Raw genomic sequence first — 22,746 nt, 5'->3', positions numbered from 1 at the left:
GGTCATGTCCCGAGTTCCTGCCGTTCTCTTTGCCGGCCTGCTGCTGGCCGTGCCGTCCACCGTGCCGGCGCAGTCGCGCGACGGCGGCAAAGTGGAGAAGAAGCTGTATTGCTGGAACGAGGGCAAGGAGCGGATCTGCAGCGATTCGCTGCCAGCCGATGCGGTCAATCACGCCCGCGAGGAGTTCAACGCGAAGAGCGGCCTGCGCAATGCGCAGGTCCAGCGCGCGTTGACCGACGAAGAGCGCGCCGCGGCCAGCACCGAGGCGCAGCAGCAGCAGCTGGACCTGATGGCCGAGCAGACCCGCCAGCGCACCGAACAGGCGATGCTGTCCACCTATGGCAGCGAGGACGACCTGCGCCGGGTGTTCGCCGAGCGCCAGGAAGTGCTCGACAACAACCTGAAGACCGCCGAGTACAACGTCACCAGCCTGCGCGAATCGCTGGTGGCGCTGTTGTCGGCCGCTGGCGACCGAGAACTGGCCGGTGGCAAGGTGGCCGACAAGCAGGCCGAGGCGATCCGTCAGCGGCACGTGCAGTTGCGGGCGCAGCAGCGCCTGCAGGCCGGGTTCCTGCAGCAGCAGCAGGCGCTGAAGGCCGAGATCGACAGCACGCTGCAGCGCTACCGCGAGCTGAAGGGCGTGGCGCCAGCGAGCCAGGCGCCGTGATTCGCTTGTAGGGTCGAGCCCATGCTCGGCTCCACGTGGCCTTGGGAAAGAGCAGCCCAGCATGGGCCCGGCTCTACAGTGGGCGGCGCCTGGTTACGGCTTGGCCCACGGAATTTATGCACTCTTTACGCGTCGGCACGGTCCGGCGCGTAGTGCGTTTATGGGCGGCAGGACGACGATGACGGCCTGAGGTGGAGGGGTTCCACCAGGACGCTATTGCAATGTCCCCCTGGCTGTCGTTGTTGTGTGGCGTGCTGGTGCTGGTCGCCGCCGCCTATCTCCTTTATGTCGTGCTGCGGCCCGAGTCGTTCTGAGCGGAGCCTGCCATGACCGAGATGCTTGTGATTATTGCCGCCAGCCTGTTGCTCGCGTGGCCGCTGGGCCTGTACCTGGCGCGCGTGATGCGCGGCACGCCGATGAAGGCCGACGTGCTGTTCAACTGGATCGAAAAGCCGTTGTACAAGGTGTTCGGCGTCGATCCCTCGCGCGCGATGTCCTGGCGCGGCTACGTGCTGGCCTTCGTGCTGAGCAACGTAGTGATCGCCGTACTGACCCAGGCGGTGTTCATGACCCAGGCCTGGTTGCCGTTGAACCCGGACCAGATCCCGAACATGCGCTGGGACACCGCGCTGCACACGATGATCTCGTTCCTGACCAACACCAACCAGCAGCACTATTCGGGCCAGGCCCAGCTGTCCTACCTCTCACAGATGACCGGCATCACCGGCCTGCAGGTGGTGACACCGATGATGGGCCTGGCGCTGGCTGTGGCCACGCTGCGCGCGTTGTTCTCGCGTGCGCCGCAGGCTGCGGCGGCCACCGGTGCCGGCGACGACCGCCAGGTGGCGGTGGGCAACTACTACGTGGACGTGGTGCGCCTGTGCGTGCGCTTCCTGTTGCCGCTGTGCCTGGTGTGGACCCTGCTGCTGACCAGCCAGGGCGTGCCGTCGACGATGGCCGGTGGCCCGCAGGCCACGCCGATCGATGCCAGCGCCGGCATGACCGGACAGAAACTGCCGCTGGGCCCGGTGGCGGCGATGGTCGCGGCCAAGCAGCTGGGCGCCAACGGTGGCGGCTGGTACGGCCCGAACAGCAGCTTCCCGCTGGAGAACCCGACCCCGCTGTCGAACGCGCTGGAGATCGTCGGCATCCTGCTGGTGCCGATGGCGGTGATCTTCATGATCGGTGCGTTCACCGGCCGGCGCCGGTTCGGCGCCCTGGTGTTCAGCTGCATGCTGGGCATGTCGCTGCTGTCCACCGGCGCGATGGTGTGGAGCGAAGGGCACAGTGCCAGCGCCGCCACGCCGCTGCTGATGGAAGGCAAGGAGGTGCGCTTCGGCGCCGACGGCACGGCGCTGTGGGCGGCGGTGACCACCCAGGTCTCCAACGGGTCGGTCAACGGCATGCATGACTCGCTGGCGCCGCTGAGTGGCGGCATCGCGATGGTCAACATGCTGGTCAGCGCGATCTGGGGCGGCATAGGCTGTGGCCTGCAGCAGTTCATCGTGTACCTGCTGCTGGGCGTGTTCCTGGCCGGGTTGATGACCGGACGTACGCCGGAACTGTTCGGCCGCAAGCTGGAGACGCCACAGGTACGCCTGCTGGCCCTGCTGGTGCTGCTGCAGCCGATCACCCTGCTGGTGTTCACCGCGATCACCCTGGCCGTGCCCGGGCTGGCCGCTACCTCCAACCCGGGCTTCCATGGCATCAGCCAGGTGTTCTACGAGTACGTCTCGGCCTACGCCAACAACGGCTCGGGCTTCGAGGGGCTGGGCGACGCCACGCTGTGGTGGAACCTGAGCTGCTCGCTGGTGCTGCTGCTGGGCCGCTTCCCGCTGCTGATCATCCCGCTGGTGGTGGCCGCACAGCTGGCCGCCAAGCGCCAGGCGCCGGAGTCTGCCGGCAGCCTGCAGATCGAAACCCCGACCTTCGCCCTGACCCTGGTCTCGGTGATCGTCATCCTGACCGTGCTGCAGTTCATGCCGGCGCTGGTACTCGGCCCGATCGCCGACCACCTCAGCCTGGGACTGCACTAAGGACACCCCGATGAGTACCCACGCAAGTTCCACCCGTAGTTCCCTTGCCCCGCGCCCTGCGCTGCTTGATGGCGCCGGCCTGCGCCGTGCGCTGGTCGAAGCAGTACGCAAGCTTTCGCCGATGCACCTGGTGCGCAGCCCGGTGATGGCGGTGGTGATGGCTGGCACGATCGTCGCGGCCATCGTCACACTGACCGGCAATGCGCCGCTGGGCTTCGGCATGGCAGTGACCGCGATCCTGCTGGTGACCGTGTTGTTCGGCAATTTCGCCGAAGCAGTGGCCGAGGCGCGTGGCCGTGGCCAGGCCGCGTCACTGCGCCGTGCCCGCCAGGACCTGGTGGCACGCCGGCTGGCGGCGCCGCAGCCGGGTGCCGCAGAAGCCCAGGTGCCGGCCGCCGAACTGCGCCCGGGCGACCATGTGATCGTCAGTGCCGGTGAGCTGGTGCCGGCCGATGGCGAGATCGTGCAGGGCCTGGCCACCATCAACGAAGCGGCGGTGACCGGCGAATCGGCACCGGTGCTGCGCGAGGCAGGTACCGACCGTTCCGGTGTGATCGGTGGCACCAAGGTGCTGTCCGACCAGATCATCGTGCGGGTGACCGCCGAGCCGGGCCACAGCTTCCTGGACCGGATGATCGCGCTGGTGGAAGGTGCCAACCGCCAGAAGACCCCCAACGAGATCGCGCTGACCCTGCTGCTGGCGGCGATGACGCTGACCTTCCTGGTGGTGGTGGCCACGTTGCCGGCCATTGGTGCAGCCGTCGGCGTCAAGGTCGATCCGCTGCTGCTGATCGCGCTGCTGGTGTGCCTGATCCCGACCACCATCGGCGGCCTGCTGCCGGCCATCGGCATCGCCGGCATGAACCGTGCGCTGGCCGCGAACGTACTGGCCAAGTCGGGCAAGGCGGTGGAAGTGGCCGGCGACGTCGACGTGCTGCTGCTGGACAAGACCGGCACCATCACCTACGGCGACCGCCAGGCCAGCCACTTCCATCCGCTGGCCGGCATCGATGCCAGCCAGCTGCGCGAGGCGGCACTGCTGTCCTCGCTGGCCGACCCGACCCCGGAAGGCAAGTCGATCGTGCGCCTGGCGCGCGAACAGGGCTGCGCCACCGCCGAGCCGGACCATGCCGACTACCTAGCCTTCAGTGCCCAGACCCGCATGTCCGGCGTGGATCTGGAACATGGGCGGCAGATCCGCAAGGGCGCCGCCGATGCGATCCGTGCCCACGTGCAGGCGCTGGGCGGCAGCGTGCCGGCTGAACTGGCCGGGCGCGTCGAGCAGGTCGCGCGCAATGGCGCCACCCCGCTGGTGGTGGCCGAGGGTCGCCACGTGCTGGGCGTGATCGAGCTGTCGGACGTGGTCAAGCACGGCATGCGCGAGAAGTTCGCGCAGCTGCGGGCGATGGGCATCCGTACGGTGATGATCACCGGCGACAACCCGCTGACGGCAGCAGCCATTGCCGCCGAGGCTGGCGTCGACGACTACATCGCCGAGGCCCGTCCGGAAGACAAGCTGGCACGCATCCGCCAGGAACAGGCCGGTGGCCGCCTGGTGGCGATGGTGGGCGATGGCACCAACGATGCTCCCGCGCTGGCCCAGGCCGACATCGGCCTGGCGATGAACTCCGGCACGCAGGCGGCGAAGGAGGCCGGCAACATGGTCGACCTCGATTCGGACCCGGCCAAGCTGCTGTCGGTGGTGGAAGTGGGCAAGCAGCAGCTGATCACCCGCGGCGCGCTGACCACCTTCTCGCTGGCCAACGACGTGTCCAAGTACTTCGCGATCCTGCCGGCGCTGTTCGCCGCGGCCGTTCCGACCATGGCCGCACTGAACGTGATGCAGCTGTCGAGCCCGCGCAACGCGGTGCTGGCGGCGCTGATCTTCAACGCCCTGGTGATTCCCGCGCTGATCCCGCTCGCCCTGCGTGGCGTGCGCTTCCGCCCGGCCACCGCCACCGCACTGCTGCGCCGGAACATGCTGGTATACGGCCTCGGCGGCGTACTGCTGCCGTTCGCAGCGATCAAGGCGATTGACCTCCTTCTTGTCCTGGTATTCGGCGCATGAACCGTTCTGCTTCCACCTCATCTTCCCTTCCGGGCGACGCCAAGGCCGAGGCCCGCGTGGCCAGCCTGCAGGATGGCGCCTGCTGGCGCCCGGCGATCGGCCTGGGTCTGGCCTCCCTGCTGCTGGCCGGCGCGGTCTACGCCGGCATCGCCACCGGCTTTGCCGGGCTGGCCTACCCGACCCAGGCCGAAGGCAGCCTGCTGCGCGATGGCAGCGGCCAGGTGCGCGGCTCGGCCTGGCTGGCGCAGCCGTTCACCGGTGACGGCTACTTCCAGGCGCGTCCGTCGGCGGCCAACTACGACCCGATGGCCGCGGCCGGTTCCAACCTGGCGCGCAGCAACCCGGCGTTGGCCGAACGTGTTGCCGCCAGCACGGCTGCGGTGGCCGCGCGCGAAGGTGTCGCCCCGGCGCAGGTGCCAGCGGACCTGGTCAGCCAGTCCGCCGGCGGACTGGATCCGCAGCTGTCGCCGGCGGCGGCGCAGCTGCAGGTAGCACGCGTGGCGCGTGCCCGTGGCCTGCCGGTGGAGCGCGTGCAGGCACTGGTGCAGGCGCATACCGAAGGGCGCCAGTGGGGCCTGTTCGGGCAGCCACGGGTGAACGTGGTGACGCTGAACTTCGCGCTGGACCATGCGGCCAAGGCGCCGTGATGCTGGGTTGCACCTGCTGCGCGCACAATGGTGGCCATGACAGCGGCTCCCATGACTGATGCACGTACCCGCCAGGCCGATGCCCTGGTTGAAGGCCTGCAACGCGAAGCCGGCGGCAAGCTGACCGTGTTCCTCGGTGCGGCGCCGGGCGTGGGCAAGACCTACGCCATGCTGACCCGCGCGCAGGAACAGCTGCGCCGCGGCGTCGACCTGGTGGTGGGCCTGGTGGAAACCCATGGACGCACCGATACCCAGGCGCTGCTGGAGGGCCTGCCGCAGCTGCCGCTGAAGGACGTGGCCTATCACGGCCATGCCCTGCAGGAGATGGACCTGGATGCCGTGCTGGCACGGCATCCAGCGCTGGTGCTGGTGGATGAACTGGCCCATCGCAATGCGCCCGGCAGCCGCCATGAGCGGCGCTGGCAGGATGTGATGGAGCTGCTGGACGCCGGCATCGACGTCTGGACCACGGTCAACATCCAGCATCTGGAAAGCCTCAACGACGTGGTGATGCGGATCACCGGCGTGCGGGTCAGCGAGACCGTGCCCGACGGCGTGCTCGACCGCCTGCACGACATCGTGCTGGTCGATCTGCCGCCGCGCGAACTGATCGCGCGCCTGCAGCAGGGCAAGGTCTATGTGCCGGAACAGGCCGCACAGGCCCTGCAGGCGTTCTTCTCGCCGGCCAACCTGACCGCGCTGCGCGAACTGGCGATGCAGGAAGCCGCCGACCGCGTCGACAGCAGCCTGCGCGAAACCCGCGCCGCGCGTGGCGAAGGCAATCTGCCCCTGCGTCGCGGCGTTCTGGTGGCCATCGACGGGGGCGGCCAGAGCGAATACCTGGTGCGGGTGGCGCGGCGCATCGCAGAGCGCCGCGACGCACCGTGGACGGTAGTGACCGTGCAGGGCCGGCGCCAGGACGAGGCGACCCGGCGCGAGATCGATGCGGCCTTTGCGCTGGCAAGGCGGCTGGGCGGCGACGCCGAACTGCTGCATGGATCGAGCATTGCCGATGCCCTGCTCGACCACGCCGCACACAACGGCGTGTCGACCCTGGTGCTGGGCCGTACCCGCGAACGTCCACTGGCACGGATGTTCAACCGCACCCTGACCCAGCAGCTGATCCAGCGTGGCGCGCATTACGAGATCACCATCATCAGCACGCCGCAGGCACGCGCACGCTCGCGCCGCGAGAGCCTGCTGCCGCCGATGCGCGGCATCAGCTACGAGCCTGCACAAGCCCTGATCGCGACCGCATTGGCCTGTGCGGTGGCGTGGCTGGCCGAACACTGGGTGGGCATGGCCGACCTGTCGATGGTGTTCATCGTCGCGGTGGTACTGGTGGCTGCACGCACGCGCGCCAGCGTGGCGGTGATGGCCGCGATCCTGTGTTTCCTCGCCTACAACTTCCTGTTCATCGCGCCGCGCTTCACCTTCGCCATCGGTGCACGCCAGGGCGTGATCACCGTTTTCCTGTTCCTGGCCGCGGCACTGGTGGCCGGGCGCCTGGCCTCGCGCCTGCGCATGCAGGTCATCGCGCTGCGTGCGGCCAACCGCCATGCGCGCGCGCGCCAGCAGCTGGGACGCCAGCTGGCCAGTGCGGCCGGCAACGGCGAGGTGGCACAGGCGGGCCGGCATGCGCTGGAGCAGGCCCTGGACGTGCCGGCGTGGCTGCGGATCGGCACCGATACCGCCGCCGGCGGCCGCAGCCAGCCCGGCGATACCGACCTGGCTGCCGCCGACTGGGCGCTGCGCCACGGCCAGCCCAGCGGGCGTTTCACCGATACCCTGGCCGGCGCGCAATGGTGGTTCCTGCCGCTGCTGGACGGCGAAGACCGTGCGATCGGCGTGGCCGGCCTGTACCTGCCCGGCGCACAGGCGCGCCTGCTGCCCGAGCAGCGGCAGCTGGCCGAAGCGATGGTCGATGACATCGCCCAGGCCGCGCTGCGCACGCGGCTGGTGGCGGAACTGGAGCAGGCGCACGTCAGCAACGAGACCGAGCGGCTGCGCTCGGCCCTGCTCTCCTCGGTGTCGCACGACCTGCGCTCGCCGCTGGCAGCGATGATCGGGTCGGCCGACAGCCTGGCCAGCTACGGTGCAGCGATGGATACCGCTGATCGCCGCGCCCTGCTGGACACCATCCTGGTCGAGGGCGAACGGCTGGACCGCTACATCCAGAACCTGCTGGACATGACCCGGCTCGGCCACGAAGGGCTGAAGATCAACCGCGACTGGATCGGCGTGGACGAGCTGATCGGCTCGGCGGCACGGCGCCTGCAGCGCTACCAGCCAAAGGTGCGGCTGGAGCTGGACATTCCAGCCACGCTGGCACCGATCTGGGTGCACCCGGCGCTGGTCGAACAGGCCGTGTTCAACGTGATGGAGAACGCGGCCAAGTTCTCGCCGCCCGACGCCGCCGTGCAGGTACAGGCGCGCGAGCTGGACGGCCAGCTGCGCATCGACGTGATCGACGCCGGCCCCGGCATTCCCGATGACGAGCGCGCGCGCATCTTCGACATGTTCTACAGCGTCGAGCGCGGTGACCGAGGCCGCCACGGCACCGGCCTGGGCCTGACCATCTGCCAGGGCATGATCGGCGCACATGGCGGCAGCGTGCAGGCGCTGCCCGGACGCGACGGTCGCGGTACCCTGATCCGCATCACCCTGCCCCTGCTCAAGCCAGCCTCCCACGATGAGCCCGACCCCGATTGATGCCAGCGTGCCGGCCGCACGCGTGCTGGTGATCGATGATGAAACCCAGATCCGCCGGTTCCTGGACATCAGCCTGCGCGCGCAGGGCTACCAGGTGCGGCAGGCCGCCACCGGCCAGGAAGGCCTGCAGCTGGCCGCCAGCGAGGACATGGACCTGGTGATCCTGGATATCGGCCTGCCGGACATGGAAGGCCACGAGGTCCTGGAACAGCTGCGCCAGTGGAGCCAGGTGCCGGTGATCATGCTGACCGTGCGCGCCGGCGAAGCCGAGAAGGTGCGCGCACTGGATACCGGCGCCAACGACTACGTGACCAAGCCGTTCGGCACGCAGGAACTGATGGCGCGCGTGCGGGCGCTGCTGCGCACGCGCAGCGTGCCGACCGATGGCACACCGCCGGTGTTCGACGATGGCCACCTGCACGTGGACCTGGTGCGTCGCGAAGTCGCCCTGCAGGGTGAGCCGGTGGCGTTGACCCGCAAGGAATACGCGCTGCTGTCGCTGCTGCTGCGCAATGCCGGACGGGTGGTGACCCAGCCGCAGATCCTGCAGGAGATCTGGGGGCCGACCCACCAGCACGACACCCACTACCTGCGCATCCTGGTCGGCAAGCTGCGGCACAAGCTGGGCGATTCGGCGCTGGATTCGCGCTACCTGTTCACCGAGCCGGGCGTGGGGTTGCGGTTCAAGGGGTAGTGCCGGCCGCTGGCCGGCAACTGCAGGGTGTGTGAGGTTCATGGGCTTGCCGGCCAGCGGCCGGCACTACCCATTCTGCTGCAGCTTCCAAAGGGGTCAGAACCCCAGCGGGGTGTCGCCCAGCACTGGTTGCAGCTGGCTGCGGAACAGGGCCTGGATGCGTTCCAGTGCCGCCTCGTCGTTGCCTTCGAAGCGCAGCACCAGCACCGGCGTGGTATTGGAGGCACGCACCAGGCCCCAGCCATCGGCGAAGTCCACGCGCAGCCCGTCGATGGTCGACAGACGGCCACCCACATACGGGTTGTCCGGGGACTGCGCCGCCGCCACCAGCATCGCCACCAGGGCATGCGGCGTCCCGTCGGCCACCGGTACCTTCAGCTCCGGCGTGGCGACCATTTCCGGCAGCTCGCCCAGCACCTCGCCCGGCGTTTCCTCGCGCTGGGCCAGGATCTCCAGCAATCGCGCAGCGGCGTACAGACCGTCGTCGAAACCGAACCAGCGTTCCTTGAAGAAGAAGTGGCCGCTCATCTCGCCGGCCAGCTCGGCATCGGTCTCGCGCATCTTCGCCTTCATCAGCGAATGCCCGGTCTTCCACATCAGCGGGCTGCCACCGTTGCGCAACACGTGGTCGGACAGCTTGCCGGTGCACTTCACGTCGTAGATCACCATCGCGCCCGGATTGCGCATCAACACATCGGCAGCGAACAGCATCAGCAGGCGATCGGCGTAGATGATCCGGCCTTCGCCGGTCACCACGCCCAGCCGGTCGCCGTCGCCATCGAAGGCAACGCCGAGATCGGCGCCAAAGCGCTTGACCGTCTGCACCAGGTCTTCCAGGTTGGCCGGTTCGCTCGGGTCGGGATGATGGTTGGGGAAGGTGCCGTCGACGTCGCAGTACAGCGGAATGACGTCGGCGCCGATCGCTTCCAGCAGCTGCGGCGCCAGTGCGCCGGCCACGCCATTGCCGGCATCGGCCACGACCTTCAGCGGACGGTCCAGCTGCACGTCATCGGCGATGCGCTGGATGTAGTCGGCACTGACATCGCGCTGCTGGTAGTCACCGGGCTCAGCGGCCTGCACCAGGCGGCCCTCGACGATGCGCTGGTAGAGATCGGTGATGGCATCGCCGGACAGCGTCTCTCCGCCAATGACCACCTTGAAGCCGTTGTACTCGGGCGGATTGTGGCTGCCGGTGACTGCCACGCAGGTGCCGGTACGCAGATGGAAGGCGGCGTAGTACACCAGCGGGGTGGGCGCCAGGCCGATGTCGATCACCGCGCAGCCGGCACGGCGCAGGCCCTCGGCCAGCCCAGCCGTCAGCTCGGGTCCGGACAGGCGGCCATCGCGACCGATCACCACCTCGCGCAGGCCCTGCTCCAGTGCCACGGTGCCGATGGCCTGGCCGATCAGCGCCGCGGTCTTCGGTGTCAGTTCACTGCCCACCACGCCGCGGATGTCATAAGCACGGAAGATGCCGGCGGCCAGCTCTTCAGCGGGCACTGGCGGTGGCGGCGGTGGCGCGGCATCGCCACTGTCGGTCACAGCGGCCTCGGATGGCGGCGCCTGCTGCAGGCTCTCGCTCAGGGTCGGGCCATGGTCGGCCTCGGACGCTGCGGCGCGGCGCGGGAAGGGCAGCGACTTCGGCAGTCGGTCACGTCCCACCACCAGCAACACGGCAATGAACGCCAGCAGCAACGCCACAATGGCGCTGGCCAGCGCGCCCAGGCCCAGCGGACCGGCGTCGACATTCGGCACCGACGCGACCAGCCGCAGCGGCGTGCCTGCAACCGGGCGCGCCAGGGCTTCGGCGCTTTCGGACAGGCCCACGTCGCCCTGGGTGACCAGATCGAAGCCACCCTGGCGCAGGCCAAGGAAGCCTGCGGACGGCGCACGCACCTGGTCCAGCGGCGAGGTCAGCCGCAGCAGCGGCTGGCGGACATAGATCACGGCCGGCCCCAGGCTGCCCAGCTGCACTGGCGCAGCCAGGCCCAGGCGATTGCCGCCACCATCGCGGACGACGCGCAGGCTGGGTTTGCCCTCAGCCACCGCCGCTTCCAGCAGGGCCAGGCGTGCATACCCGAAGGTGGCCGGATCGGCATAGGCGTTGGCCAGATCGGCCGTCAGCACCTCGACCTGCTCAACCCCGGTCCAGCTCTCGCGCACGGCCAGCGCCGCTGCAGCGGCATCGCCGGCCTGCAGCGCCTGCTGCACGCGATCGTTCTTCAACTGCTGCTGCAGCTGCTGCAACTGGCCTGCAGCGGCCTGCTGCAGGCCCTGCACGGCCTGGTCGCGCGCTTCTTCCAGCGCCTGGCCGTTGGCCTCCTGCCGCCATTGCTGCACCGCGCTCCATCCGAACCAGCCGGCCAGCAGGATCAGCAGCACCCCCAGTAGTGGTGCACTGCGACCCAACGACCGTCCCCGCTGTCCTTCCCCGATGCCGCTCATCGATGTCCCCTGTCAACGCACCCCGGTATGGCCGAATCCACCCGTGCCCCGCACGCTGTCGGTGAAAGTATCCACCACCTGCAGGCTGACGCGGGCAATCGGAACCACCACCAGCTGCGCGATGCGATCGCCGGGCTCGATGGTGAAGGCCTCGCGGCCACGGTTCCAGACGCTGATCAGCAGCGGCCCCTGGTAGTCGGCATCGATCAGGCCGGTGCCGTTGCCCAGCACGATGCCATGCCGATGGCCCAGCCCGGAACGCGGCAGGATCACCGCGCACAGGTTCGGGTCGGCAATGTGGATGGCCAGGCCGCTGGGCACCAGCGCGGTGTCGCCCGGCTGCAGGGTCAGCGCGGTATCCAGCGCCGCGCGCAGGTCCATGCCGGCGCTGGCTTCGGTGGCGTAGGCCGGCAGCGGCCAGCTGTCGCCGAAGCGCGGATCGAGCAGCTTGACCTGCAGCGGTTGGGAAAGGGATGCCTGGGTCATGCCTGGAGTCTCCGCGCGATCAGCGCCAGCAGTTGTTCGGCCAGTTCGCGCTTGGAGGTGGCCGGGAATACCTGTTCACCGTCCTGCCAGAAGGCCGTGGCGGCATTGTTGTCGCTCTCGAAACCACCGCCACTGATGCCGACCTGGTTGGCGATCACCAGGTCCAGGCGCTTGTCGATCAGCTTGCCGCGAGCATATTTCTCCACGTCATGGGTCTCGGCGGCAAAGCCGACCACCAGCTTCAGCGACTGCGTCTGCGCGGCGACTTCGGCCAGGATGTCCGGCGTGCGCACCAGCTCGATCACCAGCGACTGGCTGTCGGCGGTCTTCTTCAGCTTCTGCGCGGCGACCTGGCGCGGGGTGTAGTCGGACACTGCGGCGGCACCGATATAGATGTCGGCGGGCAGCGACTTCAGTACGGCATCGCGCATCTGCGCGGCCGAGCGCACATCGATGCGCTGCACGCCCGGCGGCGTCGGCAGCTGTACCGGGCCACTGACCAGCACCACCTGCGCGCCCAGCGCGGCGGCGGCGGCGGCCAGGGCGAAGCCCATCTTGCCGCTGCTGCGGTTGCCGACGTAGCGCACCGGATCGATGTCTTCGTAGGTCGGGCCGGCACTGATCAGCAGGCGCAACCCCTGCAGGGCACGGGTTTCCGGCGCGGCAACCGTCGCAACGACCCCGCCATTGGTCGCCAGCGCGGCCACGATGTCGCCCGGTTCGGCCAGCCGACCGGGGCCGGATTCACCTTCGGCCAGCGGGCCATCGACCGGGCCGATCACCTGCGCACCGCGCTGGCGCAGCAGGGCGATGTTGGCCTGGGTAGCCGGATGCAGCCACATCCGGTGGTTCATTGCCGGGCAGATCGTCAGCGGTGCGGTGCTGGCCAGACACAGGGTGCTGACCAGGTCATCGGCATGGCCCTGGGCCAGCCGCGCCAGCAGATCGGCGGTACCCGGCGCGACCACGATGCGGTCGGCCCAGCGGGCCAGCTCGATGTGGCCCATGGCCTGCTCGGCGGCGCTGTCCCACAGCGTGGTGCGGGTCGGCTGCCCGGACAGGGCCTGGAAGCTGAGGGGGGTGACGAACTGCTGGGCGCCGGCGGTCATCGCCACCTGCACCTGGGCGCCCGCGTCACGCAGGCGCCGCACCAGCTCCAGGGCCTTGTAGGCCGCGATCCCGCCTCCGACGCACAACAGCAGTTTCTGGCCTTCCAGCGCGCGGGCCGGCGCGGGGGAAGCGTTGGGGGAGTCAGCCACCTGGAATTCCTGTGCAAACGAGGGCATTAGCTTACCCGATGGTCGGTAATGTCCCGGTACACGGCACACATAGCGGGCGGCTATCAGCAGATGGGACTTGCGCCACAACGCTTCCGGGGTTCAAGACACTGCGATTCGGAACTTTCCTATACCTGTTGGCCGGCCACGTTTGCAGAATCGTCAGTGGCCACCGCAGGTGTGCCGCTTCGCTTTTCGAGGATTCCGCGTGCACCCGCGCATCATCATCGCCGACGACCATCCCGTCGTCCTGCACGGCATCCGCATCGTGCTGCAGACCCATCTGATGGAGGTCGTCGGCAGCGCGCGTGACGGCGCCCAGCTGCTGCAGCTGGTCGAGCACCACGGCTGCGACGCGGTGCTGACCGACCTCTCCATGCCGGGCACCGGCCCGGATGGCCCGGAACTGATCGCTGAGCTGCGCGCACGCCACCCGGGCATGCCCGTGGTGGTGCTTACCGGCGCCCGTCACCCCGGCCTGCTCGATGGCCTGCTGCGTGAAGGTGTCAGTGGCCTGGTCGACAAGTGCGCCGATTTCGGCGAGTTGCCGCAGGCCCTGAACGCGGCCATGGCTGGGCAGGTGTTCGTCTCGCAGCAGCTGCGCGACCACCTGCAGGCGCGCGACCTGATGTTCGCGCGTGAGCCGGCGGCGCTGTCGGCCCGCGAACAGGAAGTGCTGGACCTGTTGGCCGCCGGGCTGAAAGTGAACGCCATCGCCGTCCACTGCGGCCGCAGCCCGAAAACGATCAGCCGGCAGAAGGCCGAAGCCAAGCGCAAGCTGGGGCTGCAGAACAACCAGGAGCTGTTCGCCTATCTGCAGTCGCGACGCGACTGAGGCAACAGCCTACCCGGGCGTGCGCCCTGCCCTGATGGGACGCATCACGCGCGCTGGCGATGATGCAGGCATGCCCATCCATGACTGGCCCGAGCAGGAACGTCCCCGCGAGAAGCTGATCGCCCGCGGCCCCGCCACGTTGTCCGACGCAGAGCTGCTGGCGCTGTTTCTCGGCTCCGGCTTCGGTGGACGCGACGCGGTGCAGACCGCCCGCGACCTGTTGCAGGCGCATGGCCCCCTGCGCGTGCTGCTGGACCGCCCGGCCCGCGAGCTGGCCCGGTTGCCGGGGCTGGGGCCGGCACGAAGCTGTGCCCTGGCCGCCGGCCTGGAACTGGCCCATCGCTACCTGGCCGCCGAGCTTCAGCAGGGCGAGGCGGTCGGCAACAACCCAGCCGCGGTCGGCCGCTACCTGCAGCACCGCCTGCGCGGCCAGGCCCGCGAGATCTTCATGGCGCTGTTCCTGGACAACCGCCACCGGCTGATCGCCTGCGAGGAACTGTTCCAGGGCACCATCAATGCCGCCCCGGTCTACCCCCGCGAGGTGGTGCGGCGAGCCCTGCTGCACAATGCGGCAGCGGTGATCCTCAGCCACAACCACCCCTCCGGCGACCCGGAACCCTCCGGCGCCGATACCCGGATCACCGATGAACTGCAGCAGGCGCTGGCACTGGTGGACGTACGCCTGCTGGACCACTTCGTGGTCGGCGAAGGCCGCCCCGTTTCGTTTGCTGAACGGGGCCTGCTGTCCCCGCCCCAGCCACGCCTGTTCGGCTGAGCGGGCCTGACCAGGGCCGGGCAGGTACCCCCCACAGGCATGTTCTGGTCAGCGTGGGCGCGGGTATCTGCGCTAAAATGGGCGATTCCGCCGCTCATTCTCACAGCAGGCCTCGTGAAAAATCTCCTCCGCGCCCTGATCAGCCAAGGCATCGAAGCCTTGCGCGCCAATGGCACCCTGCCCGCCGACTCCCTGCCGCCGGACTTCGTGGTCGAGCGCCCGAAGACCCGTGACCATGGCGACTTCGCCACCAACGCCGCGATGCTGCTGGCCAAGGCCGCGCGCAGCAATCCGCGCGCACTGGCTCAGGCGCTGGTCGAGGCGCTTCCGCGCAGCGAGGACGTCAGCAAGGTCGAGATCGCCGGCCCTGGCTTCATCAACTTCCACCTGGCTCCGGCTGCGTACCAGCGCGAAGCCGCGTCGGTCATCAAGGAAGCCCACGACTACGGCCGCAACCTGTCCGGCAATGGCCGCACGGTGGGCGTGGAGTACGTGTCGGCCAACCCGACCGGCCCGCTGCATGTCGGCCATGGCCGCGCGGCGGCTATCGGCGACTGCGTGGCCCGCGTGCTCGACGCCAACGGCTGGAACGCCAAGCGCGAGTTCTACTACAACGACGCCGGCGTGCAGATCGAGAACCTGGCGCTGTCGGTGCAGGCCCGCGTGAAGGGCATTGCGCCGGACCAGGAAGGCTGGCCGGAAGGCGGCTACCGCGGTGAGTACATCGCCGACGTTGCCCGCGCCTACATGGCCGGCGCCAGCGTTGACCTGGAAGGCACGCTGGTGGTCGGCGCCAAGGACCCGGACGACATGCAGGCGATCCGTCGCTTCGCCGTGGCCTACCTGCGCAACGAGCAGAACCTGGACCTGGCCGCCTTCGGCGTCGACTTCGACATCTACTTCCTGGAAAGCTCGCTGTACGCCGATGGCAAGGTCGCCGAGGCCGTGGCCAAGCTGCAGGCCTCCGGGCACACCTACGAGGAAGGCGGCGCGCTGTGGCTGCGCAGCACCGATTTCGGTGACGACAAGGACCGCGTGATGCGCAAGTCCGACGGCACCTTCACCTACTTCGTACCGGACGTGGCCTACCACCTGTCCAAGTGGCAGCGCGGCTACGAGCGCGCGATCACCGAACTGGGTGCCGATCACCACGGCTCGCTGGCGCGCGTACGCGCCGGCCTGCAGGCGCTGGAAGTGGGCATCCCGCAGGGCTGGCCGGAATACGTGCTGCACCAGATGGTCACCGTCATGCGCGGCGGCGAGGAAGTGAAGCTGTCCAAGCGTGCCGGCAGCTATTTCACCCTGCGCGACCTGATCGAGGAGGCCGGCCGCGATGCGACCCGCTGGTTCCTGATCGCGCGCAAGCCCGATTCGCAGCTGACCTTCGACATCGACCTGGCCCGCCAGCAGAGCAACGACAATCCGGTGTTCTACGTGCAGTACGCGCACGCCCGCGTCTGCAGCCTGCTGCGCCAGGCCCAGGAAAAGGGCCTTGTGTACGAGCAGGGCAATGGCCTGGCCAATCTGGGCCGCCTGGCCGACGATGCCTCGCTGGGGCTGATGAACGAGATCTCGCGGTATCCGGAAGTGGTGGAAGCGGCCGGCGTGGCGCTGGAGCCGCACCTGGTGGCGCAGTACCTGCGTGAATTGGCGCATGCCTTCCACACGTGGTATCACGGGACGCCGGTGCTGGTGGACGACGCCACCGATCGCAACGCCAAGCTGACCCTGGCCTGCGCGGCGCGCCAGGTGCTGGCCAACGGCCTCGAACTCCTGGGCGTGAGTGCCCCGGAAAAAATGTAAGCATCAGGAGACGCAGTACACATGGCAGCACGACGCGGCAAAACCCAGGCACGACGCAACAGCAGCAGCCAGGGCACCCCCGGATGGGTGTGGCTGGTGGCCGGTGTGGCGATCGCCGCCGTGGTGTTCCTGGCGGCGCCGAACCTGTTCAAGGGCGAAGGCGATGGCTTCCTGCGTGCCGGTCCGCAGCCGAACCCGAACGCGCAGCCGGCCCCGGTCGCTGATGCCGACAGCGATGTCGGCAGCCAGCCGGCCGCGCAGCCGGCCACGCCGAAGCCGGCCGAACCGGAGAAGCCCGCCGCGACGCAGTACGACTTCTACACCCTGCTGCCGGGCAAGGAAGTGGAAATGTCCGACGCCGAACTGGCCGCCAGCGCGCGCGCCGAGGATCAGCGCCGGGCCAAGGCCGAAGCGTCGCGCGCGCAGGCCGCGCTGGAGGGCAAGCCGGTACCGCCGGCCAGTACGGCCACGCCGGCACCGACCGCAACGGCCAGCGTCGCAAGCACCGCGCCGGTAACCGCGACCAACCGTCCGTTGCCGGCACCGCTGAGCGAGCGCCCGGCCGCGGCAACCCCGTCGGCCAGCACGGCGGCCGCCACTCCGGCGCCGCGCGCGGAAAGCGCGCCCGCCGCATCGGCACCGCCGGCCGCAGCTGCACCAGCGGCCGCCGACAACGCCCGCTACATCCTGCAGGCAGGAGCCTTTGGGGCTTCCGGTGACGCCGAAGCCACCAAGGCCAAGCTCGCCATGATGGGCCTGGCGGCACGCGTGGAGTCGGCGCAGATCAACGGCAAGACCGTGTACCGCGTGCGCATGGGCCCGTACGGCAGTGCCGGCGAGTTGTCCGAAGCCAAGCAGAAGCTGGATGGCACCGGCCTGCAGGCGATGGCGATCAAGGCGCAGTAAGCCTGCCGATGTGAATGAAAAAGCCGGGCAGTGCCCGGCTTTCTTGTTTCTGTAGAGTCGAGCCATGCTCGACTCTGCAAAAAGCGATACAACTCCGGTCAGCCCTCGCGGGCGACCTGGAATCCGGCAAACGACTGGCTGACCGGCATCAGCTCCAGCCGGTTGATGTTCAGGTGCGGCGGCAGGCTGGCCACCCAGAAGATCTGCTCGGCGATGTCTTCGGCGGTCATCGGGTTGGCGCCGCTGTAGAGCTTGTCCGAGGCGTTCTGGTCGCCATGGGTACGTACCACGGTGAATTCGGTTTCGGCCATGCCCGGCTCGATCGTGGTCACGCGCACGCCGGTGCCGTGCAGGTCCGAACGCAGGCCCAGCGAGAACTGGCTGACGAAGGCCTTGGTGCCACCGTAGGCGTTGCCACCCGGGTACGGGTAGACGCCGGCCACCGACGAGATGTTGATGATCGCGCCCTTGCGCTCCACCAGCTGCGGCAGCAGCCGGTGGGTCAGGGTCACCAGCGCGGTGATGTTGGTGTCGATCATCGTGGTCCAGTCCGACAGCGTGGCGCTCTGTGCCGGCGCGGTGCCCTGCGCCAGGCCAGCGTTGTTGACCAGCAGGTCGATCTCGCCAAAGGCCGGCGGCAGCGCCAGCAGGGCCGCCTCCATCGCCACCGCATCGCGGATGTCGAAGGCGGCGGCGTGCACCACGTCCTTGCCGTAGCGCTCGACCAGCGGCTGCAGGCGTTCGCTGCGGCGGCCCGTGGCGATCACTTTCCAGCCGGCCTGGGCGAAGCGGTGGACGGCGGCGGCGCCGAAGCCGGACGTGGCGCCGGTAATCAGGACAGTGCGGGTCATCAGGCAACTCCAGGGGGGAAAAACCGGACGCCCATTCTGGCATTCCCGGCCCGTCCTGAGTTGCCCGCCGTCCAGCCGTCCCCCCGGCTCAACGCACGCGAAACACTCTGGCCTTGGGCAGGTCTTCGTCGACCTGCAGGAACCAGCGCCCGGCAATTCCAGGAACAACGGCGATCTGCGGCGACTGCAACACCTTGCGCAGCTTCATCTGTCCCTTCATCACCTGCCATTGCTGACCGTTATCAAGAGTGAACAGCGTGCCGGGCTGCCAGCCTGCGACCTCTCCGACTACACGGGCACTGACCGGTTCGTCATCCAGGCCCAGATGCATTGCTGCCGGTGCCGGCACATTGGCAGGCAGCGGCGCAGCGACCGGGGCCACCGCTGCCGTCGACGCAGCGGTCGTGCTCTCTGCCTCGCGCAGTACCCGGTTCAACGCCTGCAACTGCGCTGGGCTGAGCCCGACCTCGGCCAGTTGGGATGCACTGAGGCGCCGCTCGACGGGTACGAAGCGGTCCTGGGCGAAGGCAGCGAAGCTGCCGGCGAGCAGTAGTGCGGAAAACAGATACCGGCGCATGCAAGGGTCCCAGCGAACGAGTGCTCACGATGCTGCAGTTCGATGACAGTCCGGTGACACGCCAGGGGCCGGTACAATTGGGCCATGATCAACAATGATGTCCTGCGCAGCGTGCGCTACTCCCTGGACCTGGGTGACCAGCACGTGGTCGCCCTGTGCCAGATGGCCGACCCGGCCTTTGCCGTGGATACCGGGCAGGTGAAGGCCTGGCTGCGCCGCGAGGACGAAGCCGGTTTCGAGGCGATGAACGACAGCGCGCTGGCGCACTTCCTCGACGGCCTGATCGTGCACCTGCGTGGCCGCGACGAGAGCCAGCCGCAGCGCGCAGTGGAGACCCGCATCGACAACAACCTGGTGCTGAAGAAGCTGCGCGTGGCGTTCCAGCTGCGCGACGTGGACCTGATGGAGATCTTTGCCAGCGCAGGTTTCAATGTCTCCAAGTCGGAAGTGGGCGCGCTGTTCCGCCAACCCGGGCACGCCAACTACCGGCGTTGCCTGGACCAGATGCTGCGCAACTTCCTCAAGGGCCTGAGCCTGCGCCTGCGCGGTTGAGCACGGCGTCGACGAACGCCCGCGCCGCTGGTGTCGGCAGGCGCTGCCAGACTAGGTGCACGCGCCGGGTCGGGGTCGGCTGCAGCGGAATCTGCACCACGCCCTGAAACCCATCGGCGATCAATGCCGGCACGATGCCGACCGCCAACCCATGGCGGACGAAGCGCTCGACCAGTTCCATCAGGTTGACCTCGAAACGGACCGTGTGCGGCAGTCCGGCTGCGGCAAAAGCATCATCGGTCTGCCGGCGTGCGCCGGTGCCGCGCGGGAAGTCGACCAGTGCTTCATCCTGCAGTGCGGCCAATGGCAGCCGCTTGCGCCCGGCCAGCCGGTGCGATGGCGCCAGTACCGCCACCAGATCCTCCTCCTGCAGCACCTGATGGCAGACACCGTACAGCGCTGCCGAAGGCGCCAGGCCGACCAGTGCCACATCCAGCGCGCGCGACTGTACCTGCGCGATCAGGTCCTCGCTCTTGTCCACGCGCAACTGGAACTCCACCTGCGGGTGCACGCGCTGGAAGGCCGCCAGCATCGCCACAACGTCGATTCCGGTCAGCGAGGAAATCTGCCCGATGGCCAGCAACCCACGCACTTCGCCACTGACGGCGGCCACGTCGGCGCGCAGGTGGCGCAGGCTGGCCAGCACCTGGCGTGCGTGCACCAGCAACGCCTCGCCGGCGGCGGTGGCCCGCACCTGGCGCGGCAGGCGCTCGAACAGCGTGGCACCCAGTTCCTGTTCAAGATGGGCGATCTGGTGGCTGAGCGCGGACTGCACCACGTGGCAGCGCTCGGCGGCACGGGTGAAATTGCCCTCCTCGGCCAGCGCCACGGCGAACTCGAGCTGCTTGAGGTTCATACAACTATCTTGTTTTCAGATGGCATGGATGATGATGATTCATTTCCATCATGATCGCAGCAGGCGGACACTGTGCCCCCCCGCTTCCTGGAACATCGCGTGAGCCCGTCCCTTCCCCCTCTGCACCGTTGGCAGGTGCTGCTGATGTCGGTCGCCACCGGCGTGGCCGTGGCCAGCAACTACTACGCGCAACCGCTGCTGCACACCATCGCCGACGCCTTCGGCGTGCCGTTCGGCCAGGTCGGCATGGTGGTTACCGCCGCGCAGCTGAGCTATGCCGCCGGCTTGATCCTGCTGGTGCCGCTGGGTGACCTGTTCGAACGCCGCCGCCTGATCGTGGTGATGAGCCTGCTGTCGGCGGGCGGACTGGTGATCAGTGCCTGCGCACCGTCGCTGACCTGGTTGCTGGTGGGCGCCGCGATCACCGGCCTGTTTTCGGTGGTGGCCCAGGTGCTGGTGCCGTTCGCCGCCACGCTGGCCGCGCCGGAACATCGTGGCCGCGTGGTCGGAACATTGATGAGTGGCCTGCTGCTGGGCATCCTGCTGGCGCGCACCGTGGCCGGCCTGCTTTCCAGCCTGGGCGACTGGCGCCTGGTGTACGCGATCGCCGCTGCCACCCTGGTGCTGACCGCACTGGCATTGCAGCGCGGCCTGCCGCGATTCCACCACAGCGCCGGCCTTGGCTATTTCGCATTGCTGCGCTCCATCGGCGAGCTGTTCGTGCGGGAACCGGTGCTGCGCCAGCGCACGCTGCTGGGGGCCTGCAGCTTCGCCATGTTCGCGATCTTCTGGACCCCGCTCGCATTCCTGCTGGCACAACCGCCGTACGCCTACAGCGACGCCACCATCGGCCTGTTCGGGCTGGTCGGTGCGGCCGGGACGCTGGCGGCGGGTCTGGCTGGTCGCATGTCCGACCGTGGCCAGACCGGACGTGCCACCGCCATTGCACTGGCGCTGTTGCTGCTGTCGTGGCTGCCACTGGGGCTGTCGGCCCACTCGCTGCTGGCGCTGCTGGTCGGCGTGGTGGTGCTGGACCTGGCCGCGCAGCTGCTGCATGTCAGCAACCAGAACCTGATCTATGCGCTGCAGCCTGCGGCACGCAACCGCCTCAATGCCGGCTACATGACCGGCTATTTCATCGGCGGCTCGCTGGGCTCGTTGCTGTCTGCACAGGTCTACCAGCGCTTCGGCTGGACCGGTGTCTGCGTGGCCGGTGCCGCCGTAGCCGTGCTGGCCCTGCTGCTGTGGCTGCCCGGCGCGCTGCGTGCGCGCCAGGCGGCATCGTCGAATTAGAAACTGCCCTGCAGCGCCAGCTCCCAGCGTCCACCGGCGTTACCCGGGAACAGGCGCTTGGCCGCACTGTCGGTGTCGTGCACGGTGGCACGCAGCTCCCATGCCGGGGCCAGCGTGGCAATGGCACTGAGCTGGCCATGCAGGTAGTCCGGGCCCTGCGCGGTGGCCAGCCAGTACTGGCCCACCGCCGCTTCCAGGCGGACGCGTTCGTGCAGCGGCACACGCACACCCAGCTGGGCATAGGTGCCGCGATGGCCACCGGCCAGTGCATCGCTGGAATGGGCGACCTGCAGCCAGGCACGCTGCTTCCAGGTCAACGTGGTGTTGAGTTCGGTCCAGTCCAGCATGCGGCCGCTGCCCGGGTACACGTAGCGGGTCAGGTTCGCATCCAGGTTCCAGGCCGGCGCCAGTGCGCCGGACCAGCCGGCCACCAGGTCGAACTCGCTGCGCGCGCCATTGTCCGGTTTGAACGAAACGTTCGAACCCCACACGCTGGCGTACCATCCCGACGGGATCGAGACCTTCGCGCCGGCCTGCACCGCCGGGTCGCCATCGCTCTGCGAGCTGCCACGCCACACGTAGTCGCTGGTCAATGCAGCACTGCCACTGGCCTGCACCTGTGCCTGCGCGCTGCCGATCCCGAGCAGCCCTGCCAGGGCGGCCACCAGCGCCGCCATCGTCTCCTTGCTGTTCACTGCACTGTGTTCCTCGTCGAAGGCGATCGCGCCGCCGGGACGGCAGTGTCGGGGGCGCCGCCGTAACGGATCGAGGGCGCTGCCCGGCCTGCAGCGCAAATTCGGCGTAAATCCCGTGGATGGAGGCTACGTGCCAGCCGCGCGGTATCATGGCGCCTTGTTTCCAGGAACCAACCACGTGGACGCCATCCTGACCCCGGTATCGATCGGCGAGCTGATCGACAAGATCACCATTCTCGAGATCAAGGCCGAGCGCATCGACGATGCTGCCAAGCTGGCCAACGTGCGCACCGAACTGGATGGCCTGTTGCCCTTGCTGCAGCAGCAGCTGCAGGCGCAGCCGGCATTGGACGCGCTGAAGCAGCAGCTGAAGGCGATCAACGAACGCATGTGGGACATCCAGGACCAGCTGCGCGACAAGGAAGCGGCCCAGGAGTTCGACGATGCGTTCATCCAGCTGGCACGCGGTGTCTATGGCACCAATGGCGAGCGCGTGCAGGTGAAGAACGAGATCAACCGCGTGGCCGGTTCGGCGCTGGTGGAAGAGAAGCAGTACCAGGGCGAGTAAGGC

At 68.7% G+C, this 22,746-nt stretch carries 21 protein-coding genes; 14 read left to right on the top strand and 7 right to left on the bottom strand.

The genetic code is table 11. The features are described from left to right. The first annotated feature begins 4 nt into the window (after window positions 1-4). The 7 genes from ACEPA4_RS01645 to ACEPA4_RS01615 all read left to right on the top strand — a co-directional run bounded on the left by ACEPA4_RS01645 (window position 5) and on the right by ACEPA4_RS01615 (window position 8,824). The gene (locus ACEPA4_RS01645; RefSeq protein WP_005420473.1) at window positions 5-667 is read left to right on the top strand and encodes a hypothetical protein; all 663 of its coding nucleotides are present in this window, start codon (window positions 5-7) and stop codon (window positions 665-667) included. A 221-nt stretch (window positions 668-888) separates the two neighbouring features. Further along, the gene (locus ACEPA4_RS01640; RefSeq protein WP_005407770.1) at window positions 889-981 is read left to right on the top strand and encodes a potassium-transporting ATPase subunit F; all 93 of its coding nucleotides are present in this window, start codon (window positions 889-891) and stop codon (window positions 979-981) included. 12 nt (window positions 982-993) lie between these two features. Beyond that, window positions 994-2,703 carry a potassium-transporting ATPase subunit KdpA gene (kdpA, locus tag ACEPA4_RS01635; RefSeq protein ID WP_053500329.1) on the top strand — a complete coding sequence of 570 codons (1,710 nt, stop codon included), beginning with the start codon at window positions 994-996 and terminating at the stop codon, window positions 2,701-2,703. A gap of 10 nt (window positions 2,704-2,713) precedes the next feature. Continuing rightward, complete coding sequence (kdpB, locus tag ACEPA4_RS01630) at window positions 2,714-4,771, top strand: potassium-transporting ATPase subunit KdpB (RefSeq protein ID WP_065179004.1); 2,058 nt, start codon at window positions 2,714-2,716, stop codon at window positions 4,769-4,771. Then, window positions 4,768-5,418: a potassium-transporting ATPase subunit KdpC gene (gene kdpC, locus ACEPA4_RS01625; RefSeq protein WP_262089822.1), complete on the top strand. Its 651-nt coding sequence runs from the start codon at window positions 4,768-4,770 to the stop codon at window positions 5,416-5,418. The genes kdpB and kdpC overlap by 4 nt, the downstream gene beginning before the upstream one ends. 51 nt (window positions 5,419-5,469) lie before the next feature. Continuing rightward, a complete protein-coding gene (locus tag ACEPA4_RS01620; RefSeq protein WP_053500336.1) occupies window positions 5,470-8,130 on the top strand; it encodes a sensor histidine kinase KdpD in 2,661 nt (886 codons plus the stop codon). Next, window positions 8,111-8,824 carry a response regulator transcription factor gene (locus ACEPA4_RS01615; RefSeq protein ID WP_005420506.1) on the top strand — a complete coding sequence of 238 codons (714 nt, stop codon included), beginning with the start codon at window positions 8,111-8,113 and terminating at the stop codon, window positions 8,822-8,824. Before ACEPA4_RS01620 ends, ACEPA4_RS01615 begins: the two co-directional genes overlap by 20 nt. Before the next feature lie 96 nt (window positions 8,825-8,920). Here ACEPA4_RS01615 and ACEPA4_RS01610 read toward each other — a convergent pair whose 3' ends face one another. The 3 genes from ACEPA4_RS01610 to coaBC are packed head-to-tail and all read right to left on the bottom strand — an operon-like array spanning window position 8,921 to window position 13,041. Further along, window positions 8,921-11,269: a phosphomannomutase/phosphoglucomutase gene (locus tag ACEPA4_RS01610; RefSeq protein WP_329889020.1), complete on the bottom strand. Its 2,349-nt coding sequence runs from the start codon at window positions 11,267-11,269 to the stop codon at window positions 8,921-8,923. Between the two features lie 12 nt (window positions 11,270-11,281). Beyond that, a complete protein-coding gene (gene dut, locus ACEPA4_RS01605; RefSeq protein WP_005420510.1) occupies window positions 11,282-11,755 on the bottom strand; it encodes a dUTP diphosphatase in 474 nt (157 codons plus the stop codon). After that, entirely contained in the window at window positions 11,752-13,041 is a 1,290-nt protein-coding gene (coaBC, locus tag ACEPA4_RS01600; RefSeq protein ID WP_005420512.1) for a bifunctional phosphopantothenoylcysteine decarboxylase/phosphopantothenate--cysteine ligase CoaBC, read from the bottom strand. The genes dut and coaBC overlap by 4 nt, the downstream gene beginning before the upstream one ends. A gap of 199 nt (window positions 13,042-13,240) precedes the next feature. Between coaBC and ACEPA4_RS01595 the strand changes: the two genes are divergently transcribed. The 4 genes from ACEPA4_RS01595 (at window position 13,241) to ACEPA4_RS01580 (ending at window position 17,351) form a co-directional block, all read left to right on the top strand. After that, window positions 13,241-13,867 (top strand): response regulator transcription factor, encoded by a 627-nt coding sequence (locus ACEPA4_RS01595; RefSeq protein WP_061478747.1) that lies wholly within the window; start codon window positions 13,241-13,243, stop codon window positions 13,865-13,867. A gap of 70 nt (window positions 13,868-13,937) precedes the next feature. Continuing rightward, window positions 13,938-14,642, top strand: a complete 705-nt coding sequence (radC, locus tag ACEPA4_RS01590) for a DNA repair protein RadC (protein WP_014035697.1) — start codon at window positions 13,938-13,940, stop codon at window positions 14,640-14,642. 114 nt (window positions 14,643-14,756) lie between these two features. Continuing rightward, on the top strand, window positions 14,757-16,445 hold the full coding sequence (argS, locus tag ACEPA4_RS01585; protein WP_005420518.1) for an arginine--tRNA ligase: 1,689 nt from the start codon (window positions 14,757-14,759) through the stop codon (window positions 16,443-16,445). Between the two features lie 21 nt (window positions 16,446-16,466). Then, window positions 16,467-17,351, top strand: coding sequence for an SPOR domain-containing protein (locus ACEPA4_RS01580; RefSeq protein WP_065185647.1), 885 nt, complete (start codon window positions 16,467-16,469; stop codon window positions 17,349-17,351). 98 nt (window positions 17,352-17,449) lie between these two features. Here the strand turns inward: ACEPA4_RS01580 and ACEPA4_RS01575 are convergent, their stop codons facing one another. Both ACEPA4_RS01575 and ACEPA4_RS01570 read right to left on the bottom strand, forming a co-directional pair. Beyond that, window positions 17,450-18,202, bottom strand: coding sequence for an SDR family NAD(P)-dependent oxidoreductase (locus tag ACEPA4_RS01575; RefSeq protein ID WP_005420523.1), 753 nt, complete (start codon window positions 18,200-18,202; stop codon window positions 17,450-17,452). Window positions 18,203-18,290: 88 nt separating this feature from the next. Continuing rightward, window positions 18,291-18,779 carry a hypothetical protein gene (locus ACEPA4_RS01570; protein WP_005420525.1) on the bottom strand — a complete coding sequence of 163 codons (489 nt, stop codon included), beginning with the start codon at window positions 18,777-18,779 and terminating at the stop codon, window positions 18,291-18,293. A gap of 84 nt (window positions 18,780-18,863) precedes the next feature. On the opposite strand from ACEPA4_RS01570, the gene ACEPA4_RS01565 reads away from it, so the two are divergent. Continuing rightward, window positions 18,864-19,331, top strand: a complete 468-nt coding sequence (locus ACEPA4_RS01565) for a DUF1456 family protein (RefSeq protein WP_005420526.1) — start codon at window positions 18,864-18,866, stop codon at window positions 19,329-19,331. On the opposite strand, the gene ACEPA4_RS01560 is transcribed toward ACEPA4_RS01565, so the two are convergent. After that, the gene (locus ACEPA4_RS01560) at window positions 19,300-20,187 is read right to left on the bottom strand and encodes a LysR family transcriptional regulator (RefSeq protein WP_065178999.1); all 888 of its coding nucleotides are present in this window, start codon (window positions 20,185-20,187) and stop codon (window positions 19,300-19,302) included. The two genes, ACEPA4_RS01565 and ACEPA4_RS01560, sit on opposite strands and share 32 nt — an antisense overlap. Window positions 20,188-20,331: 144 nt before the next feature. Here ACEPA4_RS01560 and ACEPA4_RS01555 point away from each other — a divergent pair, with 144 nt between their 5' ends. Then, window positions 20,332-21,480, top strand: a complete 1,149-nt coding sequence (locus ACEPA4_RS01555) for an MFS transporter (protein WP_329953246.1) — start codon at window positions 20,332-20,334, stop codon at window positions 21,478-21,480. Here ACEPA4_RS01555 and ACEPA4_RS01550 read toward each other — a convergent pair. Continuing rightward, the gene (locus ACEPA4_RS01550; RefSeq protein ID WP_262089817.1) at window positions 21,477-22,175 is read right to left on the bottom strand and encodes a TorF family putative porin; all 699 of its coding nucleotides are present in this window, start codon (window positions 22,173-22,175) and stop codon (window positions 21,477-21,479) included. The genes ACEPA4_RS01555 and ACEPA4_RS01550 overlap by 4 nt on opposite strands. A 178-nt stretch (window positions 22,176-22,353) precedes the next feature. On the opposite strand from ACEPA4_RS01550, the gene ACEPA4_RS01545 reads away from it, so the two are divergent. Beyond that, entirely contained in the window at window positions 22,354-22,743 is a 390-nt protein-coding gene (locus tag ACEPA4_RS01545) for a DUF6165 family protein (RefSeq protein WP_005420531.1), read from the top strand. Window positions 22,744-22,746 lie beyond the last annotated feature (3 nt).

The sequence above is a fragment of the Stenotrophomonas sp. P2112 genome, assembly GCF_041897515.1.
GTDB classification, from domain to species: domain Bacteria; phylum Pseudomonadota; class Gammaproteobacteria; order Xanthomonadales; family Xanthomonadaceae; genus Stenotrophomonas; species Stenotrophomonas sepilia.
This window is presented reverse-complemented; position numbering and strand designations above follow the sequence as displayed.

Coding starts and splice junctions, on each gene's coding strand:
- ACEPA4_RS01645 (WP_005420473.1), top strand. CDS start 5: ATGTCCCGAGTTCCTGCCGTTCTCTTTGCCGGCCTGCTGCTGGCCGTG.
- ACEPA4_RS01640 (WP_005407770.1), top strand. CDS start 889: ATGTCCCCCTGGCTGTCGTTGTTGTGTGGCGTGCTGGTGCTGGTCGCC.
- kdpA (WP_053500329.1), top strand. CDS start 994: ATGACCGAGATGCTTGTGATTATTGCCGCCAGCCTGTTGCTCGCGTGG.
- kdpB (WP_065179004.1), top strand. CDS start 2,714: ATGAGTACCCACGCAAGTTCCACCCGTAGTTCCCTTGCCCCGCGCCCT.
- kdpC (WP_262089822.1), top strand. CDS start 4,768: ATGAACCGTTCTGCTTCCACCTCATCTTCCCTTCCGGGCGACGCCAAG.
- ACEPA4_RS01620 (WP_053500336.1), top strand. CDS start 5,470: ATGACTGATGCACGTACCCGCCAGGCCGATGCCCTGGTTGAAGGCCTG.
- ACEPA4_RS01615 (WP_005420506.1), top strand. CDS start 8,111: ATGAGCCCGACCCCGATTGATGCCAGCGTGCCGGCCGCACGCGTGCTG.
- ACEPA4_RS01610 (WP_329889020.1), bottom strand. CDS start 11,269: ATGAGCGGCATCGGGGAAGGACAGCGGGGACGGTCGTTGGGTCGCAGT.
- dut (WP_005420510.1), bottom strand. CDS start 11,755: ATGACCCAGGCATCCCTTTCCCAACCGCTGCAGGTCAAGCTGCTCGAT.
- coaBC (WP_005420512.1), bottom strand. CDS start 13,041: ATGCCCTCGTTTGCACAGGAATTCCAGGTGGCTGACTCCCCCAACGCT.
- radC (WP_014035697.1), top strand. CDS start 13,938: ATGCCCATCCATGACTGGCCCGAGCAGGAACGTCCCCGCGAGAAGCTG.
- ACEPA4_RS01580 (WP_065185647.1), top strand. CDS start 16,467: ATGGCAGCACGACGCGGCAAAACCCAGGCACGACGCAACAGCAGCAGC.
- ACEPA4_RS01575 (WP_005420523.1), bottom strand. CDS start 18,202: ATGACCCGCACTGTCCTGATTACCGGCGCCACGTCCGGCTTCGGCGCC.
- ACEPA4_RS01570 (WP_005420525.1), bottom strand. CDS start 18,779: ATGCGCCGGTATCTGTTTTCCGCACTACTGCTCGCCGGCAGCTTCGCT.
- ACEPA4_RS01565 (WP_005420526.1), top strand. CDS start 18,864: ATGATCAACAATGATGTCCTGCGCAGCGTGCGCTACTCCCTGGACCTG.
- ACEPA4_RS01560 (WP_065178999.1), bottom strand. CDS start 20,187: ATGAACCTCAAGCAGCTCGAGTTCGCCGTGGCGCTGGCCGAGGAGGGC.
- ACEPA4_RS01555 (WP_329953246.1), top strand. CDS start 20,332: ATGTCGGTCGCCACCGGCGTGGCCGTGGCCAGCAACTACTACGCGCAA.